The sequence below is a fragment of the Cellulomonas sp. GbtcB1 genome, assembly GCF_019091725.1.
Classification (GTDB): domain Bacteria; phylum Actinomycetota; class Actinomycetes; order Actinomycetales; family Cellulomonadaceae; genus Cellulomonas.
The window spans coordinates 45,718-63,296 of the sequence record NZ_JAGXJG010000006.1; the positions used below are offsets into that span (position 1 = coordinate 45,718).

Below are 17,579 nucleotides of genomic sequence, written 5' to 3' on the forward strand. Positions count from 1 at the left end.
TCAGACCTCGAGCACGACCCAGCCGGGCCCCGGGACGTCCACGGACGCGCCGGGGCCCGGTCGCGTCCCGGGTGCGACGGCTGGGTCAGCGTGTGCCGCCACCGAGGCACCGGCCGGCACCGCGAGCGACCACGGCGCGGCGTCCAGGTTGAGCGCGACCAGCAGCGCGGCGCCGGAGCCGTCGGACGCCCGCGCCTCGTAGGCCAGCCGGGTGTTCGTCACCTCGACCACCCGGGTGCGCGCGGTGTGCAGCCACGGGTGCCGGCGGCGCAGCCCGAGCAGGGCGGCGTGCCGGTCGTGCGTGGCCCGGCCGTCCGGCGCGACGTCGGGGCCGGCGAGGTCGGCCGGCGTCGGCGGGTACGGCGGGCGGACCTCGTCGTCGCCGCCCGCGCGGTCCTCCTTGACCCCGCGGTAGGCCTGCTCGTCGCCGTAGTAGACGGCCGGGGTGCCGCCGACCGTGGCGAGCACGACCAGCGCGAGGCCCGCGAGCGTCGCGTCGCCGACCCGGCTGGTGATCCGGGTGACGTCGTGGTTGCCGACGAACGTGTACGGCACGAAGTGGTCGAGGAAGCCGTCGTGCCGGCCGAGCGTCCACACGAGCTCGTGGAAGTTGCGCTCGGCGATCGACGACCAGGTCGCCTTCCACAGCTCGTACTGGGTGACCGCGTCCAGCCCGGACTCCGCGACGAACGCCGGGTAGTCGCCGTGGATCACCTCGCCCACCAGGTAGGCGTCCGGGTGCACGGCGCGCACCCGCTCGGTCACCCGCGCCCAGAACTCGGTCGGCACGGCGTACGCCGCGTCCAGCCGCCACCCGTCCGCGCCCGCGTCGAGCCAGTGCGTCATGACGTCGGCGACCAGGTCGACGACCCGCGGCTCGTCGTGGTTCAGCGTGACGAGCGAGCGGTGCCCCTCGAAGCAGTCCCAGTCGGGGCCGTCGTCGGTCCAGCGGATCCGGAACAGGTCGGCCTCGGGGGAGCCGGGTCCGGCGGCCAGCGCGGCGCGGAACAGCGGGTGCCCGTCGCCGACGTGGTTGAACACCCCGTCCAGCAGCACCCGCACGCCGCGCCCGCGGGCCGCCGCGAGCAGCCGGTCCAGGTCCGCGCGGTCACCCAGGCGCGGGTCGACCCGGTAGTGGTCGACGGTGTCGTAGCCGTGCGTGCCCGACGCGAACACCGGGCCGAGCGCCAGGCCGTTGAGGCCGAGGTCGACCAGGTAGTCGAGCCAGCGTTCGAGGTGCCCGAGCCGGTGGGTCACCGGGGCCGCGGGATCCAGGGCGCGCTCGGCGCCCGTGAAACCCAGCGGGTAGACGTGCCACCACATCGCGTGCTGCACCCACGGCGCGGCCATCGGCGTCCTCCCTCGTCAGCGGCTCCCCGCGACCCTCGCAGGTCCCGGCCGGTCTGTCACACGGGAGCGGTCCGTCCCCCGACCACGGCGCGGCCGCGCGGGCTCACCAGGCGACGTAGCGCAGCGGCGGGCGTCCCGAGCCGCCGTACCGCGGCGCGCGCCGGCACGCGCCCCGGTCGGCCAGGTGCTCCAGGTAGCGGCGCGCCGTGACCCGGGCCAGCCCGGTCGCGGCGGCCGCCTCGTCGGCCGTGAGGCCGCCGGCCGCGGCGCGCAGCGCGGCGCGCACCCGGTCGAGCGAGTCCGCCGCGAGGCCCTTCGGCAGGTCCTCGCGCGCCGACGGGCGCAGCGTGGCGAGGAGCGCGTCCACCTCGCGCTGGTCGACGACGGCCGGGCGGGCCGTCACGGCGGCGCGGTACGCGGCGTACCCGCAGAGCCGCTCGCGCAGGGCCGCGAACCGCAACGGCGTCACCAGGTAGTGCACCGCGCCGAACCGCACGGCCGCGCGCACCGCGGCCCGGTCGCGGACGGCGGTGGCCACCAGCACGTCCGGGGCGCCGCGCAGGTGGTGCAGCGCCCGGCACACGTCCAGCCCCGGCCGACCGGGCAGCGCGAGGTCGAGCAGGACGAGGTCCACCCCGCCGCGCACGGCCCGGGCGAGCGCGGCGTCGCCGTCGCCCGCCGTGCCGACGGCGCGGAAGCCGGGGACCCGGTCCACGAGCCGGCCGTGCTCGCGCGCGGTGCCGGGGCGGCCGTGGGCGACGAGGACGCGCAGGTCGTCGCCGGGGGCGGAGGGGCGGTCGGCGGACGGCATGCTCCCCAGTCTCGGAGCGTCGCGGCACCCACCCGCGGGCGCTGAGTGGTCGGCGCCGTGCGGCTGAGGGGTGCGTGCCCGGGGCCCGTTCCGCGACCACAACGACCACAACGCCCGGTTCGCCCCGGTCTGCGACCCCCCAGGGGTCGCGGGGCCGCCAGCGTCGGGAGCGTCCGGCCCCGGGGCACCGTCGCCCCGGGGCGACCGTCCCGCCACCGGAGGCCCCCGCGCATGAACCAGGACACCGCCGGACCCGGACCGGGCACGGCAGCCGCGCCCGCACCCGATCGCGATCCCGGCGCCGCGCCGCCCGCCGCCGCCCCGGAGCGCCTGCGGCCCGTGCCGCTCGTCCGGATGGCGATCCCGCTCGTCGTCGGCGTCGTCCTGTGGTTCGTGCCGCCGCCGGAGGGCGTGGACGCGCCCGCCTGGCACATGTTCGCGATCTTCGTCGCGACGATCGTCGGCGTCATCGCCCGCCCGCTGCCGATGGGCGCGGTCACGATCGTCGGTCTGGTGGCGACGGTCGTCACCGGCGTCCTCGAGCCGGCCGAGGCGCTGCAGGGGTTCTCCAACACGACGATCTGGCTGATCGTCGTCGCGTTCTTCATCTCGCGCGGCGTCATCAAGACCGGGCTCGGCGCCCGGCTCGCGCTGTTCTTCGTGTCCCGGCTGGGCCGCAGCCCCCTCGGCCTCGCGTACGGCCTGGCCGCCACGGACCTGGTGCTCGCCCCGGCCACCCCGTCGAACACCGCGCGCGCCGGCGGCATCATCCAGCCGATCGTCCGGTCGATCGCGTCGTCGTACGGCAGCGAGCCCGGCCCGACCTCCCGCCGGATCGGCTCCTACCTGACCAGCACGGCGTTCCACGTGAACGCCGTGACCTCGGCCATGTTCCTCACCGCGATGGCCGGCAACCCGCTGGCGGCGCAGCTCGCCGGCGACCAGGGCGTCGACCTCTCCTGGGGCACCTGGGCGCTCGCGGCGATCGTGCCCGGCCTCGTCGCGCTGGTCGTCGTCCCGCTGGTGGTGCGGGCGGTCGACCCGCCCGAGGTGCGCCGCACCCCCGAGGCCGCCGAGCGCGCCCGCACCGCGCTCCGCGAGCTGGGGCCGCTGTCCGCGGGGGAGAAGGTGATGACGGGCACGATCGTCGGCCTGCTCCTGCTGTGGACGCTCGGCGACGCGCTGCTCGACCTGTCGGCGACCACGACGGCCCTGATCGGCCTGGTCGTGCTCCTGCTCACCGGGGTGCTGACCTGGGACGACGTGAAGTCCGAGACCCAGGCCTGGGACACGCTGGTCTGGTTCGCGGTGCTGGTGATGATGGCGACCCAGCTCAACGCCCTCGGCCTCATCCCGTGGCTCAGCGGGGAGATGGCCGCCCTGGTCGGCGACCTGGGCTGGCAGCAGGCGTTCGTGCTGCTGACGCTCGTCTACTTCGCCACCCACTACCTGTTCGCGTCCAACACGGCGCACATCTCCGCGATGTACGCGGCCTTCCTCGCGACCGCGATCATGGCCGGCGCGCCGCCGGTGTTCGCCGCCCTGGTCCTCGGCTTCATCTCCAGCCTGTTCGCCTCGCTCACGCACTACTCGTGCGGCCCGGCGCCGGTGCTGTTCGGCTCCGGCTACGTCCCGGTCGTCCGGTGGTGGCGCACCGGCGGGGTGGTCGCCGTCGTGAACATCGCCGTCTGGATGGGCGTCGGCGGCCTCTGGATGAAGGCGATCGGCCTGTGGTGACGGCCGGGCCGACCGCGCACGACCGCGCCCGGCGCGCGGCCCGACCCCCGCACGCCCCCACCCCGCCCGGACCGAGGAGAGCCCGATGACCGAGACCCCGACCGAGATCCCCGCCGGCTTCCGGCTGGAGCACGACACGATGGGCGACGTCCTCGTGCCCGCGGACGCGTGCTACCGGGCGCAGACCCAGCGCGCGGTGCAGAACTTCGCGATCTCCGGCACCCGGCTGCACCCCCGGCACGTGGCGGCGCTCGCCGAGATCAAGCGGGCCGCGGCCCTGGCGAACGCCGAGCTCGGCGTGCTGCCCGACGACGTGGCGGCCGCGATCGCCGCCGCGGCGGAGGAGGTGGCGGCCGGGCGGTGGGCCGACCAGTTCCCGGTCGACGTGTTCCAGACCGGCTCCGGCACCTCGTCCAACATGAACGTGAACGAGGTGCTCGCCACCCTGGCGACCGAGCGGCTGGGCCGCCCCGTGCACCCGAACGACCACGTCAACGCCTCGCAGTCCTCCAACGACGTGTTCCCCGCGTCGATCCACGTCGCCGCGGCGCAGGCGGTGCTGACCGACCTGCTCCCGGCCCTCGGCCACCTCGCCGAGACGCTGGAGACCCGGGCGGCCGAGCACGCGGACGTGGTCAAGGCCGGGCGCACGCACCTCATGGACGCCACGCCGGTGACGCTGGGCCAGGAGCTCGGCGGGTACGCCGCGCAGATCCGGCTGGGCGTCGAGCGGGTGGTCGCGGCGCTGCCCCGGCTCGCCGAGCTGCCGCTGGGCGGCACCGCCGTCGGCACCGGGATCAACACCCCGCCCGGGTTCCCGCAGCGCGTCATCGCGCTGGTGGCGGACCACACCGGCCTGCCGCTCACCGAGGCCCGCAACCACTTCGAGGCGCAGGGCGCGCAGGACGCGCTGGTCGAGACCTCCGGCGCCCTGCGCACGGTCGCGGTGTCGCTGGTGAAGATCTGCAACGACCTGCGCTGGATGGGCTCGGGCCCCCGCACCGGCCTCGCCGAGATCGCCCTGCCGGACCTGCAGCCCGGGTCGTCGATCATGCCCGGCAAGGTGAACCCGGTCATCCCCGAGGCGGTGCTCATGGTCGCCGCCCAGGTGATCGGGAACGACGCCGCGGTCGCGTTCGCCGGCACGACCGGGACCTTCGAGCTCAACGTCATGCTGCCGGTCATGGCGCGCAACCTGCTGGAGTCGGTCGCGCTGCTCGCGACCGGCTCGCGGCACCTGGCCGACAAGTGCGTGGCCGGGTTCGTCGCCGACCGCGAGCGCTGCCGGCAGCTCGCCGAGTCGTCGCCGTCGGTCGTCACCCCGCTCAACCGGCTGATCGGCTACGAGGCCGCGGCCGCGGTGGTCAAGCACGCGGTGGCGCACGACCTGACGATCCGCGAGGCGGTGCTCGGGCTCGGGCACGTCGACGAGGGCCGGCTCACCGTCGAGCAGCTCGACGCGGCCCTCGACGTGCTGGCGATGACCTCCCCGGCGGCGCGCTGATGCAGGCGGTCCGGACGGACGTCGTGGTCGTCGGCGGCGGGGGCGCCGGACTGCGCGCCGCCATCGCCGTGGCGGAGGCGCACCCCGAGCTCGACGTCACCGTGCTGTCGAAGGTGTACCCGATGCGCTCGCACACCGTCGCGGCCGAGGGCGGGGCGGCGGGCGTGGTCGGCGCCGACGACTCGCTGGAGCAGCACTTCGCGGACACCGTCTCCGGCGGCGACTGGCTGTGCGACCAGGACGTCGTGCAGTACTTCGTCGAGCACGCGGCGCACGAGATGTACCGGCTGGAGCGGTGGGGCTGCCCGTGGAGCCGCACCGACGCCGGGTCCGTGGCCGTCCGGCGGTTCGGGGGGATGAGCCGCCCGCGCACCTGGTTCGCCGCGGACAAGACCGGGTTCCACGTGCTGCACACCCTGTTCCAAACCTCGCTGCAGCACCCGTCGATCGCGCGGATGGACGAGTGCCTGGCCCTCGAGCTGGTGGTCCGGGACGGCCGGGTCGCGGGCGTGCTCGCCTACGACCAGCGCGAGGGCTACCCGGTCCTGGTCGAGGCCGGCGCCGTCGTCATGGCCACCGGCGGCGCGGGCCGGCTGTACGCGCAGAACACCAACGGCGCGATCGTCACCGGCGACGGCATGGCGATGGCCTACCGGGCCGGGGCGCCGCTGCGGGACCTGGAGTTCGTGCAGTACCACCCGACCGGCCTGCCCGGCTCCGGCATCCTCATCACCGAGGGCTGCCGCGGAGAGGGCGGCACCCTGCTCAACGCCGAGGGCCGCCGGTACCTGCAGGACTACGGGCTCGGTCCGGAGACCCCGGTGGGGAAGCCCGAGAACAAGCACATGGAGCTCGGCCCGCGCGACCGGCTGTCCCAGGCGTTCTGGCACGAGCAGCAGGCGGGACGGACGATCCCGACCCCGCGCGGCGACGCCGTGCACCTCGACCTGCGGCACCTCGGGCGCGCGCACCTGCACGAGCGGCTGCCCCTGATCTGCGAGCTCACCGAGCAGTACCTCGGCATCGACCCGGCGACGGCGCCCGTCCCGGTCTGCCCGAGCGTGCACTACTCGATGGGCGGCATCGAGACGGACGTGACCACCGCGACCCCGCTGCCCGGGCTGTTCGCCGTGGGGGAGTGCGCGTCCTCCGGTCTGCACGGCGCCAACCGGCTCGGGTCGAACTCGCTCGCCGAGCTGGTGGTGCTCGGCCGGGTGGCGGGGGAGCGCGCCGCGGCGTTCGCCCTGGCCGAGCCGACCCCGGCCGATACGCGGGTGCGCCGGGACGCCGCCGACGCCGCGGCGCGGCACCTGTCCCTGATGGGCCGGGGCTCCGAGCCGCAGGTCGAGATCCGCGAGGAGCTCGGCCGGGCGATGGACGACGGCGTCGGCATCTTCCGCACCCGCGCGGGCATGGAGCGCACGGCGGCCACCGTCCGGGGGCTCCGCGACCGGTACGCCGAGGTGCGCGTGGTCGACACCTGCCCGGTCTACAACACCGACTGGGCGAGCGCGGTCGAGCTGGGCGCGATGCTCGACGTCGCGGAGGCGCTGGTGGCCTCCGCGCTGGCCCGGGAGGAGTCCCGGGGCTCGCACCAGCGGCTCGACGGCTTCGGCGAGCGCGACGACGCGCGGTTCCTCGCGCACACCCGCGCGTGGTGGACGCCCGACGGGCCGCGCCTGGAGCACACGCCGGTGACGATCACGACCTCGCCGCCGGCGACCCGGGCCTACGGCGCTGCCGGGGCGGCGGGCGCTGCCGGGGCGGCGGGCGTCGCCGGGGCCGAGGGGGCGGACCGGTGAGCGGCGAGGTGCTCGGCACGATCACCCTGCGCGTGCAGCGCTACCGCCCCGACACCGACGAGGCGCCGCACCTGGTCGACTACGAGGTGCCGTGGGGCCGGGACACCTCGGTGCTCGACGCGCTCACCTGGGTCAAGGACCACCTCGACCCGACGCTCGCGTTCCGTTGGTCCTGCCGCATGGCCATCTGCGGGTCGTGCGGGTTCGTGCTGAACGGCACCCCGCGGCTCGGCTGCGAGCACTTCGTCCGGGACTACGCACCGGGGCCGCTGCTCGTGGAGCCGCTCGCGAACCTGGCGGTCGAGCGGGATCTCGTCGTCGACCTCGAGCCGTTCCTCGCGTCGCTGGAGCGGGCGCGCCCGTGGCTGGTGCCGGACCCGGAGGACCCGCCCGGCGAGGCGGGAAACCGGCAGACGCCGGAGCAGATGCTGGCGTACCACGACTACGCGATGTGCATCGACTGCCTGCTCTGCTACGCCGCCTGCCCGCAGGTCGCACTCGCCCCGGACTTCCTCGGGCCTGCGGCGATCACGGCGGCCGTCCGGTACGACAAGGACTCCCGGGACCACGGCTCCGACGACCGGCTGCCCGCGCTCGACCGCGAGGACGGGCTGTGGACCTGCACGTTCGTCGGGGCGTGCTCGACGGCGTGCCCCAAGGGCGTCGACCCGGCGGCGGCGATCCAGCAGGCCAAGGCGGCGACCGCGGCGGCGTGGGCGGCGGAGTTCCTGCTGCCGCGGCGCGGGGGCCGGCCGTGACCGCCCGCGAGCAGGCCCCGCCGGCCCCGCCGCCCGCGCCGGGCCCCGCCGTCCGATCCGCGCGGCGCCCGCACCGCCCGTCCGTCCGCCGCACCTGGTTCCTGGCCACCGGCGAGTACCGGGCGTACGCGCTGCGCGAGGCGTCCAGCGTCGTCGTCGGGCTGTTCGTGCTCAACCTGGTGATCGGCCTGGTGTCCGCGCACCGCGGGGTCGACGCGTTCACCCGGTGGGTCGAGCTGCAGACGTGGCCGCCCGTCGTCGTGCTCACGGTCGTCGCCCTGGTGATGGCGGTGGTGCACGCGACGACCTGGTTCCAGGCGACCCCGGCGGTCGTCCGGGTGCGGCGCGGCCGGCGGCACCTGCACCGGCGCTGGGTGGTGCTGGCGCACTACCTGCTGCTCGCGGCGTTCGCCGTCGTCGTCGTGCTCTGGCTCGGGAGGTCCTGATGCGCCGCTGGGAGGGGCGGACGAACGAGCCGCTGCTCTGGGCCCTGTTCGGCGGCGGCGGGATGCTCGCCGTGTGCACGGTGCCGGTGCTGGTCGTCGTCTTCGGGCTGCTGGTGCCGTTCGGGGTGTTCGGCGAGCCCGCCGACGTCCACGCCACCGTGGCCGGGTTCGTCACCCACCCGCTCGGGGCGCTCGCGATCAGCCTCGCGCTCGGTCTGGTGCTGTGGCACTGCTGCCACCGGACCTGGCACGCGCTGCGCGACCTCGGGCTGCACCCGCCGGAGGTGGTGCGCGCCGGGATCTACGGCGTCGCGCTGCTGACGCCGGCGATCACCTACGCGCTCTGCCTCGCGGCCTGACCGCGGGGACGCCCCGGGGAGCCCGGGGCGTCCCGGGCCGCGTCAGTGCGCGACGTGCGGCACCGGCTCAGGAAGGCCCGCGTCGGCCCGGACCCGGCGCGAGAAGCCCTCGATCGACCGCAGCGCGTCCACCAGGTCCGGCACCCGGACCGTGAACGGCATCGCGTGGATCGTCTCGCCCTCCGCGGTCGCCGCCTCGGCCACCCGGGTCAGGTCGTCCACGTCGCCGGGCGTCAGCCCGATCTCGGTCAGCGTGTTCGGCAGGCCGACCCGCGTCGTGAACTCCACGAACTCCCGGATCTCCTCGACCGGCGCGCCCTCGAGCACCAGCTGGGTCACCGAGCCGATGTTCACCTTCTGCCCGTGGGTCAGCCCGTGCGTCTGCGGCGCGGCGGTGAGGCCGTTGTGGATCGCGTGCGCGGCGGCGAGCCCGCCCGACTCGAACCCGAGCCCGGACAGCAGCGTGTTGGCCTCGACGACCTTCTCCACCGACGGGGTCACCAGGTGGTCGCGCACGGCGTCGATCGCGGGCAGCGCGTGCTCCCAGAGGATGTCCCACGACAGCCGGGCGAGCGCGGTCCCGGTCGCGGTCGGCAGCCCGCCGGCCATCGTCGTGCCGTCGCCGCGGGCCACCGCACGGGCCTCGATCCAGGTGGCGAGCGCGTCGCCGACCCCCGCGACGAGAAACTTGACCGGGGCGTTCGCGACCAGCCGGGTGTCGACGAGCACCAGGTCCGGGTTGTGCGGGAAGAACCGGTACTCCTCGAAGCCGCCCTCGTCGTCGTAGATCACCGAGAGCGCGGAGCAGGGCGCGTCCGTCGAGGCGACGGTCGGCACCGACACCCAGCGCGCCCCCGCGAGGTGGCCGGCGGCCTTCACCGCGTCGATCACCGACCCGCCGCCCACGCCCACCACGACGTCGGCGCCGACCTCCTTGACGCGGTCGGCGATCGTCTCGACCGCCTGCGCCGTGGCGTAGACGCCGAACCCGTCGCGGGTCAGCGGCAGCCCGGCGGCGTCGAAGGACCGGGTCACGGCGTCGCCGACGAACGACCAGACGGTGTCGTCGGCGACGACGAGCGGGGTGCGGCCGATCGGCGTCACCAGCTCCCCGAGCCGTTCGATCGCGCCCGGGCCCTGGGCGTACCGGGCCGGGCTGATGAGGGTGCGGACGGGCGGGTGCTCCTGGGTCGCGGACACGGCTCCTCCTCCTGGGGTCGCGTCGGCGCCGGGCCCGTCGGTCGCGGTCGTCTCCGGCCGCCGACACCTCCACCGTACGGACCACCGGTGCCGGTCCGCCACCGGCATGGGCGCTGGTCGGGGGCGCGCAGTAGGGTCGCGGCATGGCACTCACCGAGGACCCGCGCACCGCACCGTCGATCCGCTGGGGCATCCTCGGCGCGGGGGGCATCGCCGCCGCCTTCGCCGAGGCGGTGCGGAGCAGCACCCGCGCCCCGATCGTCGCCGTCGGGTCCCGGGACCGCACCCGGTCCGAGCGGTTCGCCACCGCCCACGGCATCCCCACCACGCACGTCGGCTACCGGGACCTCGTCGAGGACCCGCAGGTCGACGCCGTCTACGTCGCCACCCCGCACTCCGAGCACCGGGAGCACGCCCTGCTCGCGATCGCCGCCGGGAAGCACGTGCTGGTGGAGAAGGCCTTCACCCGCAACGCCGCGGAGGCGGAGGAGGTGTTCGAGGCCGCGCGCGCCGCCGGGGTGTTCGTCATGGAGGCGATGTGGACGCGGTTCCTCCCGCACGTCGCCGCCGTGCACCAGGTGATCGACTCCGGGGAGATCGGCGAGGTCGTCGCCGTGCACGCCGACCACGGCCAGTACTTCCCGTTCGACCCGTCGCACCGGCTGTACGACCCGGCGCTCGCGGGCGGCGCGCTCCTCGACCTCGGCGTGTACCCGGTGGCGTTCGCGCAGGACTTCCTCGGCGTGCCCACCCAGGTCCGCGCGGTCGGTGCGCTGACCGAGACGGGCGTCGACGGGCAGCTCGCGATCGTGCTGAGCTACGGCGACCGGACGCAGGCGGCGCTCACCACGACGCTCTGGGCGAAGACCCCGACGACGGCCGCGATCTCCGGCACCGAGGGCAGCATCACGATCGAGGGGTCGTTCTACGCGCCGACGTCGTTCCGGGTCAGCCGGCGCGACGGCCGGTCCTGGACGTTCGACCAGCCGGTGCAGCACGGGCTGCAGTACGAGGCGGCCGAGGTCGCGCGGCGCGTCGCCGAGGGCGCGACCGAGAGCCCGCGGATGACCTGGGCGGACACGCTCGGCGTGCTGCGGACGATGGACGAGGTCCGGGCGCAGGTCGGGGTCGTCTACCCCGGCGAGTGACCCGCGGGGCCCCTGCGCGCGCCGCTCGCGCGGCCGGGGCGCCGGCGGTGGCGGCGGGGTGTCGGCGGGGGTGGATACCCTGGCGCGCGTGACGCTGCCCCACCCGCCGACGCCCGCGCCCCTCCCGACCGTGCCCGGCGGCCTGTTCGTGTCGTTCGAGGGCGGCGACGGCGCCGGGAAGTCCACGCAGTCCCGGCTGCTCGGCGACTGGCTGACGGGGCTCGGCCTCACCGTCGTGCTGACCCGCGAGCCCGGCGGGACCGAGCTCGGCCGGGTGCTGCGCCGCGAGGTGCTGCACGGCGGGCACGTCGACCCGCGCACCGAGGCCCTGCTGTACGCCGCGGATCGCGCGCACCACGTCGCGTCGCTGGTCCGGCCGGCGCTCGCGGCCGGGGCCGTCGTCGTGACCGACCGGTACCTGGACTCGTCCGTGGCGTACCAGGGGACCGGGCGCGACCTCGGCGCCCAGGAGGTGGAGGACCTGTCCCTCTGGGCCACCGGCGGGCTGCTGCCCGCCCTCACGGTGCTGCTCGACCTCGACCCCGCTGCGGGGCTGGGCCGGCTGTCCGCGCGGCCCGACCAGCCGGACCGGCTGGAGAGCGCGGGCGACGACTTCCACCGCCGCACCCGGGAGGCGTTCCTGGCGCGAGCCGCCGCCGACCCGGGCCGGTGGCTGGTGCTGGACGCCGCGCGCCCGGTCGAGGAGATCGCCGCCGACGTGCGGGCGCGGGTGGCGGCGCTCCTGGGGCTCGCCGCGGGCGGCGCGCGATGACGACCGTGTGGGACGACGTCGTCGGCCAGGAGCCGGCCGTCGCCGTGCTGCGCGAGGCCGTCGCGGACCCGTCGAAGATGACGCACGCCTGGCTGCTCACCGGCCCGCCGGGGTCCGGCCGGTCCAACGCCGCGCGCGCCTTCGCCGCAGCGCTCCAGGACCCGTCCGGCGACCCGCGGAGCCCCGGGTGCGCCACCGTGCTCGCCGGCACCCACCCCGACGTCACGTTCGTGTCGACCGAGGGCGTCGTGATCCGCGTGGACACCGTGCGGCCGCTGGTCGAGCTCGCGCAGCGCGCGCCCTCCCAGGGCCGGTGGCGGGTCATCGTGGTCGAGGACGCGGACCGGCTCAACGAGACCTCGGGCAACGTGCTGCTCAAGGCCATCGAGGAGCCGCCGCCGCGCACCGTGTGGCTGCTGTGCGCCCCCAGCCCCCAGGACGTGCTCGTCACCCTGCGGTCGCGCAGCCGCTCGGTGGCGCTCCGGGTGCCGCCCGTCGACGCCGTCGCGGACCTGCTCGTGCGCCGGGACGGCATCGACCCCGGCGTCGCCCTGGTCGCGGCCCGGGCGGCGCAGTCGCACGTGGGCGTCGCCCGCCGGCTCGCCCGGGACCCCGAGGCGCGCGCCCGCCGGTCCGCCGTGCTGCGGATCGCCCCGCGGCTGCGCGGCGTCGGGGACGCGGTGCTGGCGGCCGCCGAGCTCGTGGAGACCGCGCAGGCGGACGCGAAGGCCGCCACCGAGGAGCGCGACGCGGCCGAGCGGCAGCAGCTCCTGCACTCGCTCGGCGCGGAGGGCCTCACGACGATCCCGCCGGCGCTGCGCGGGCAGGTCAAGCAGCTCGAGGACGAGCAGAAGCGCCGCGCCACCCGCGCGCAGCGCGACGTGCTCGACCGGGCCATGGTCGACCTGCTGTCGTTCTACCGGGACGTGCTGGTGCTCCAGCTCGGCGCCGACGTGCACCTGGTCAACGCCGAGCACGAGGAGGCGGCGCGGTCGATCGCGGAGTCGTCGACGCCCGAGCAGACCGTCCGCCGGATGGACGCCGTGGGGGAGGCCCGCACCCGGCTGGAGGGCAACGTCGCGCCGCTCCTGGCGGTCGAGGCCATGCTCATCGCGCTGCGCCCGCAGGCCTGACCTCCGGCGGGTCGGCGGGCCGTTACCGTGGTCCGGTGACTCCCGCCTCGAGAGCCCTCAGCCGACCTGTGCCCGCGACCCGCCGCCGCGGGCTCGCGCGCGCCGCCGCCCTCGTCGCGGTCGCCGCCCTCGCGCTGGCGGGCTGCACGGCCCCGAAGGAGCAGACCCAGGTCACGACCGCGCCGACCGCGGCCGACGTCCGGGGCCTCGACGCGATCTACGCGCAGGAGCTCGACTGGCAGGCCTGCGGCGAGCTGGAGTGCGCCACGCTGGTCGTGCCGCTCGACTACGCCGAGCCCGACGGCGACACCGTCGAGATCGCCGTCAGCCGGCACCCGGCCGCCGGTGACCGGCTCGGGTCGCTGCTGATCAACCCGGGCGGGCCTGGGTCGTCCGGCATCGACGCGCTGTCCTCGATCGCGCTGCCGCGGTTCGGCCAGGAGGTCGTCGACCGCTACGACCTGATCGGCTTCGACCCGCGCGGCGTCGCGTCGTCCACCCCCGTGACCTGCGTCGACGGCCCGGCGATGGACGAGATCGTCTCGACCGACTTCGACTTCGGCACCGACGCCGGCATCCAGGCGGCCGAGGACGCGTACGGCGCGTTCGGCGCGGCGTGCCTGGAGAACACCGGCCCCGTGCTGGAGCACGTGGACACGGTGTCCGCCGCCAAGGACATGGACGTGCTGCGGGCGGTCCTCGGCGACGAGACGCTGAACTACGTCGGCTACTCCTACGGCACGCAGCTCGGCGCGACCTACGCGGCGCTGTTCCCGCAGCAGGTCGGGCGCCTGGTGCTCGACGGCGCCCTCGACCCGACGCTGTCCTCCCAGGAGCTCTCCGAGGGCCAGGCGCAGGGCTTCGAGAACGCGCTGCGCGCCTACGTCGCCGACTGCCAGGCCGGCGCGGACTGCCCGCTCTCCGGCTCCGTCGACGACGGCCTCGCCCAGGTCCGCTCGGTCCTCGACCGGGCGCGGAAGTCCCCGCTGCCGACCGGCACCGAGCGGCCCCTGACCGGCGCGCTCGCGTTCAGCGGCATCGCGCTCCCGCTGTACGACGAGAGCTCGTGGAGCTACCTCACGATGGGCCTGGACGCGGCGCTGTCCGGCGACGGCTCGATCCTGCTCCAGCTCGCCGACCTGTACTACGACCGGAACGCGGACGGCACGTACTCCTCGAACTCGACCCAGGCGTTCTGGGCCATCGGCTGCGCCGACGACCGCGGCACCACCGACGTCGCCGAGATGCGCGCCCAGGCGGCCGCGATCGAGGAGGTCGCGCCGACCGTCGGGTACTTCTTCGGCTACGGCGGCGTGATCTGCGCGCAGTGGCCCGTGCCCGAGGCGGGCGGCCTGGACGACTACTCCGCGGCCGGCGCCGCGCCGATCGTCGTCGTCGGCACGACCAACGACCCGGCGACGCCGTACGCCTGGGCCGAGAGCCTCGCGGGCACCCTCGACTCCGGGCACCTGCTCATGTACGAGGGCGAGGGCCACACGGCCTACGGCCGGTCGAACGCCTGCATCGCCGACGCCGTCGACGCGTACCTGCTCGAGGGGACCGTGCCCGCCGACGGCACCCGCTGCTGACCGCGGGCGGGCCCGCGGGGCCGGTCGTCGGCGGGGTGACGAGGCTCGCTTTGGTCGAGGCGCCGTCCGCCAGGTACAGTGTCCGTGCTCGTCCGCCGGATCGGTGGGCGCGCGCCGCCTTAGCTCAGTCGGCAGAGCGTCTCACTCGTAATGAGAAGGTCAAGAGTTCGATTCTCTTAGGCGGCTCAGCTGGAGGCCCGGGATTCCTCGCGGATTCCCGGGCCTCTTGCAGCAGTCCGGACGGCACCCCACCCGGTGCCGTCGCCCCCACCCTCCGCCGACGTCGTGCGGAGTGAGAGCAGTCGTCAGATCATCACCCTCAGTACCCGCACCACCACCCCCGCCGACACCGCGCCCGTCCAGTGGCGCCAGGCGGACGAGAACCTCTGGGCCGCCACCGCCGCCGGCGAGTACGCCGGCCTCATCGCCCGCGAGCCCGACGGCCACCACGTCAGCGACCACCTGTCGCGCCCCGTGGCCGTGACCCCGACCTGGGACCAGGCCGTCGCCGCGCTCGCCGCGGCCCGCCGTCCCGCTGCGCCCGCACGCTGCGTGCGCACCCACCACCGTCCGCGCCCCTCGGGGCGCGGCACCAGGATCCGCGTCCGCGGTTCCGGTCCTCGAACGAGAGAAGACATCATGACCACCGGCACCGTGAAGTGGTTCAACGCCGAGAAGGGCTTCGGCTTCATCGCTCCCGCCGAGGGCGGCCCGGACGTGTTCGCGCACTACAGCGCGATCGCCTCCTCCGGCTACCGCTCCCTCGAGGAGAACCAGCAGGTCGAGTTCGACGTCACCGAGGGCCCGAAGGGCCCGCAGGCGGCGAACATCCGCCCGCTCTGAGCTGACGCGCGAACGCCGGCCGCCCCCTCGGGGACGGCCGGCGTTCTGCTGCCCCGGGTCGCTCAGACCTGGCGGAAGCGCTGCACCATCGGGCAGTCGAACGGGTTGCGGGCCGCGAGCCCGACGTCGTTCAGGTACCGCACCACGATCGCGTAGGACCGCAGCAGCGTCGTCTCCGTGTACGGCACCCCGTTGCGGAGGCAGTGCTCGCGCACCAGCAGCCGGGCCCGGGCCAGGTGCGGGCGCGGCATGCTCGGGAACAGGTGGTGCTCCACCTGGTAGTTCAGGCCGCCCATGAGCGTGCTCATCGCGTGCCCGCCGGTGATGTTCCGGGACGTCAGCACCTGCTTGGACAGGAAGTCCAGCCGGCTGCCCTCCGGGATCACCGCCATGCCCTTGTGGTTCGGCGCGAACGACGCGCCCATGTAGACGCCGAACACCGCGAGCTGCACGCCGAGGAACGCGAAGCCGATCCCGAGCCCCAGGAACCACAGCACCGCGGCGGTGTACACGCTCAGCCGCACGACGAGCATCGTCAGCTCCAGCGTCCGGGCACGGGACCGCTCCTGCGCGAGCAGGCTGCGGAACGCCGTCACGTGCAGGTTGAGGCCCTCCAGCGTCAGCAGCGGGAAGAACGCCCAGCCCTGCACCCGGGTCAGCGCGGCCATCACCCGGTTCTGCTTCGCGGCGTCCGCGTGCAGGAACACGATGGTGTCCGGCGCGATGTCCGGGTCCTTGCCCACGTGGTTCGGGTTCGCGTGGTGCCGCGAGTGCTTGGTCATCCACCACGAGTGGCTGATGCCGACGACGCCGTTCGCCAGAATGCGCCCGAGGCGGTCGTTGGCCGGGCCCGACGCCAGCACCTGCCGGTGCGACGCCTCGTGCGCGACGAACGCGACCTGCGTCAGCACGATCCCCAGACCGCCCGCGATCAGCAGCTGGAACCAGGACCGGCCCAGCAGCACGGAGCCCGCCACGAGCGCCGCCAGGGCGACGCCCAGGCCGACCAGCAGCAGGACGTAGAAGCCCGGCGTGCGGTTCAGCAGGCCCGCGTCGCGGATCTGGCGGGAGAGCTCCTGGTAGGAGCCGGTCGACGCGGCCTGGTTCGGCCGGGCGGGGGCCACCGGCGCGGCGGCGGGTGCGGGGGGTGTCACGAAGCGCGCTCCGAACGTGGGGGGTGGTCGACTTCCCAGCCGCGGGCGTGAGCGCGGACGCTCGTCGTTCGGATGCGGCCACGCTACGTGACCGCGGGGCCCGCGACCCGGGGGCTGTCCCCCCGATCGCGGGTGGATCTCGTGGAGGCACGGTAGGAAGGTCGCATGGAGCCGCGGATCAGCGTGGTGACGCTCGGCGTCACGGACCTCGACCGGCAGTGCGCGTTCTACGAGGCGATGGGGTGGCCCGCGCCGCGCCGGCCCGACGGGGAGGTGGCGTTCTTCCAGGCGGGCGGGTTGGTGCTCGCGCTGTGGACCGGCGTCGAGGGGCGCGGGGCGCGGGGGCTCGAGCTCGCGTACAACGTGCGGGCGGCCGCGGAGGTCGCGCCGGTGCTCGACGCGGCCGCGGCGGCGGGCGGGTCCGTCGTGCGGCCGGCGGCCCTCGCGGAGTGGGGCGGGACGTCCGGGGCGTTCGCCGACCCCGAGGGGTACGTGTGGGAGGTCGCGCACAACCCGGAGTGGTCGATCGGGGAGGACGGGTCGGTCAGGATGTGAGGCGCCGGGGCGAGCGTGGGGGTCGGCGGGCCCGGCGGGCGGCCGGAGTCCGGCGTCGTGGCGTGCCGCCGGTACGCTCGCGGCCGTGCCGTCGTACCGCGTGACCCTGGGCGTCGGGCTGCTGCTCCCCGGCGTCGACCCCGCCGCCCTGCTGCCCGCCGCCGCCGATGCCGCCCGGGCGCTGACGAAGGTCGAGGCGCAGGACGTCGCCGTGGTCGCGGGCGAGGCGCGGGTGGTCGTGCGGTACCTCGCGGGGGACGACGACGGCGCCGCGCGGATCGGGCGGCGGGTGGCGCACCGTGCCCGCGAGCTCGCGCAGGTGCACCGCGCCGCAGTCGCCCGGCGCTCCGGCCCGCGCTGGCTGCCGGTGGTCGACGACCGCTGACGCGCCGCGCCCCACCGGTGTCGCGTCGGCGCC

General features: G+C 75.6%; 17 protein-coding genes and 1 tRNA gene. 14 read left to right on the forward strand and 4 right to left on the reverse strand.

The features are described 5' to 3' along the window. A complete protein-coding gene (locus tag KVT14_RS03795) occupies nucleotides 1-1,350 on the reverse strand; it encodes an alpha-amylase family protein (RefSeq protein ID WP_217614440.1) in 1,350 nt (449 codons plus the stop codon). A gap of 103 nt (nucleotides 1,351-1,453) precedes the next feature. After that, nucleotides 1,454-2,161, reverse strand: coding sequence for a response regulator (locus tag KVT14_RS03800; protein ID WP_217614441.1), 708 nt, complete (start codon nucleotides 2,159-2,161; stop codon nucleotides 1,454-1,456). Nucleotides 2,162-2,392: 231 nt separating this feature from the next. Between KVT14_RS03800 and KVT14_RS03805 the strand changes: the two genes are divergently transcribed. From KVT14_RS03805 to frdD, 6 genes are all read left to right on the forward strand, one after another. Next, nucleotides 2,393-3,898 carry an anion permease gene (locus tag KVT14_RS03805; RefSeq protein WP_254630346.1) on the forward strand — a complete coding sequence of 502 codons (1,506 nt, stop codon included), beginning with the start codon at nucleotides 2,393-2,395 and terminating at the stop codon, nucleotides 3,896-3,898. An 85-nt stretch (nucleotides 3,899-3,983) separates the two neighbouring features. Then, complete coding sequence (locus KVT14_RS03810) at nucleotides 3,984-5,402, forward strand: aspartate ammonia-lyase (protein WP_217614442.1); 1,419 nt, start codon at nucleotides 3,984-3,986, stop codon at nucleotides 5,400-5,402. Then, the gene (gene frdA / locus KVT14_RS03815) at nucleotides 5,402-7,204 is read left to right on the forward strand and encodes a fumarate reductase (quinol) flavoprotein subunit (protein ID WP_217614443.1); all 1,803 of its coding nucleotides are present in this window, start codon (nucleotides 5,402-5,404) and stop codon (nucleotides 7,202-7,204) included. The genes KVT14_RS03810 and frdA overlap by 1 nt, the downstream gene beginning before the upstream one ends. Then, nucleotides 7,201-7,962 (forward strand): succinate dehydrogenase iron-sulfur subunit, encoded by a 762-nt coding sequence (gene sdhB, locus KVT14_RS03820; RefSeq protein ID WP_368858776.1) that lies wholly within the window; start codon nucleotides 7,201-7,203, stop codon nucleotides 7,960-7,962. The genes frdA and sdhB overlap by 4 nt, the downstream gene beginning before the upstream one ends. After that, on the forward strand, nucleotides 7,959-8,408 hold the full coding sequence (locus KVT14_RS03825) for a hypothetical protein (protein WP_217614444.1): 450 nt from the start codon (nucleotides 7,959-7,961) through the stop codon (nucleotides 8,406-8,408). Before sdhB ends, KVT14_RS03825 begins: the two co-directional genes overlap by 4 nt. Further along, a complete protein-coding gene (frdD, locus tag KVT14_RS03830; protein WP_217614445.1) occupies nucleotides 8,408-8,767 on the forward strand; it encodes a fumarate reductase subunit FrdD in 360 nt (119 codons plus the stop codon). Before KVT14_RS03825 ends, frdD begins: the two co-directional genes overlap by 1 nt. A 42-nt stretch (nucleotides 8,768-8,809) precedes the next feature. On the opposite strand, the gene KVT14_RS03835 is transcribed toward frdD, so the two are convergent. After that, complete coding sequence (locus KVT14_RS03835) at nucleotides 8,810-9,967, reverse strand: glycerol dehydrogenase (RefSeq protein ID WP_308160873.1); 1,158 nt, start codon at nucleotides 9,965-9,967, stop codon at nucleotides 8,810-8,812. 143 nt (nucleotides 9,968-10,110) lie between these two features. Between KVT14_RS03835 and KVT14_RS03840 the strand changes: the two genes are divergently transcribed. From KVT14_RS03840 to KVT14_RS03865, 6 genes are all read left to right on the forward strand, one after another. Further along, complete coding sequence (locus tag KVT14_RS03840) at nucleotides 10,111-11,115, forward strand: Gfo/Idh/MocA family protein (protein ID WP_217614447.1); 1,005 nt, start codon at nucleotides 10,111-10,113, stop codon at nucleotides 11,113-11,115. An 88-nt stretch (nucleotides 11,116-11,203) separates the two neighbouring features. After that, on the forward strand, nucleotides 11,204-11,887 hold the full coding sequence (gene tmk / locus KVT14_RS03845) for a dTMP kinase (protein WP_308160874.1): 684 nt from the start codon (nucleotides 11,204-11,206) through the stop codon (nucleotides 11,885-11,887). After that, nucleotides 11,884-13,020, forward strand: coding sequence for a DNA polymerase III subunit delta' (locus KVT14_RS03850; RefSeq protein ID WP_217614448.1), 1,137 nt, complete (start codon nucleotides 11,884-11,886; stop codon nucleotides 13,018-13,020). The genes tmk and KVT14_RS03850 overlap by 4 nt, the downstream gene beginning before the upstream one ends. Nucleotides 13,021-13,088: 68 nt before the next feature. After that, nucleotides 13,089-14,609: an alpha/beta hydrolase gene (locus KVT14_RS03855; protein ID WP_217614449.1), complete on the forward strand. Its 1,521-nt coding sequence runs from the start codon at nucleotides 13,089-13,091 to the stop codon at nucleotides 14,607-14,609. 113 nt (nucleotides 14,610-14,722) lie between these two features. Then, nucleotides 14,723-14,795 (forward strand) — tRNA-Thr (locus tag KVT14_RS03860). Nucleotides 14,796-15,248: 453 nt separating this feature from the next. Continuing rightward, entirely contained in the window at nucleotides 15,249-15,452 is a 204-nt protein-coding gene (locus KVT14_RS03865; RefSeq protein ID WP_147796946.1) for a cold-shock protein, read from the forward strand. A 62-nt stretch (nucleotides 15,453-15,514) separates the two neighbouring features. Here KVT14_RS03865 and KVT14_RS03870 read toward each other — a convergent pair whose 3' ends face one another. Then, a complete protein-coding gene (locus KVT14_RS03870; protein WP_308160879.1) occupies nucleotides 15,515-16,576 on the reverse strand; it encodes an acyl-CoA desaturase in 1,062 nt (353 codons plus the stop codon). Between the two features lie 195 nt (nucleotides 16,577-16,771). On the opposite strand from KVT14_RS03870, the gene KVT14_RS03875 reads away from it, so the two are divergent. Beyond that, complete coding sequence (locus KVT14_RS03875; RefSeq protein ID WP_217614451.1) at nucleotides 16,772-17,161, forward strand: VOC family protein; 390 nt, start codon at nucleotides 16,772-16,774, stop codon at nucleotides 17,159-17,161. Between the two features lie 85 nt (nucleotides 17,162-17,246). After that, nucleotides 17,247-17,546 carry a hypothetical protein gene (locus KVT14_RS03880; RefSeq protein ID WP_217614452.1) on the forward strand — a complete coding sequence of 100 codons (300 nt, stop codon included), beginning with the start codon at nucleotides 17,247-17,249 and terminating at the stop codon, nucleotides 17,544-17,546. The last annotated feature ends 33 nt before the right edge of the window (nucleotides 17,547-17,579 follow it).